This is a genomic window from Stenotrophomonas maltophilia group sp. RNC7, from assembly GCF_030910085.1.
Lineage (GTDB): Bacteria > Pseudomonadota > Gammaproteobacteria > Xanthomonadales > Xanthomonadaceae > Stenotrophomonas > Stenotrophomonas sepilia.
Genome location: NZ_JAVFVN010000324.1, coordinates 1 through 303, shown reverse-complemented (window position 1 = coordinate 303; position 303 = coordinate 1). Strand labels below are relative to the sequence as shown.

Annotated in this window: 1 protein-coding gene; it reads right to left on the bottom strand. The window is 44.2% G+C overall.

What is annotated here, in order from left to right:
* Positions 1–194: hypothetical protein (locus RCF13_RS26265; RefSeq protein WP_308140931.1), on the bottom strand; the 194-nt coding region annotated here is incomplete at its 3' end.
* Positions 195–303 lie beyond the last annotated feature (109 nt).

The window sequence follows — 303 nt, the reverse complement described above, 5'->3', positions numbered from 1 at the left end:
GGTTGTGGTTTGTTTTTTGTTTTTTTTTTTTTTTGTTTTTTTTTTGTTTTTTTTTTTTGTTTTTTTAATTTTTTTTTTTTTGTTGTTTTTTTTTTTTTTTTTTTTTTTTTTTTTTTTTGTGGGTTTATTTTTTTTTTTGTTGTTTGTAGTTTGGTTTGTTTGTTTGGGGGTAAAAGGGGAGGGGGTGTTTCCACCCCCCAATTTTAACCGGGGGGCGGGGGTGGGACCCCGGCCGGGGGCGGCCCCCCGGGGGGGCCCCGCCCCGGGGGGGGCGCCCGGTTGGGCAGCCGACCCCGGCAAACC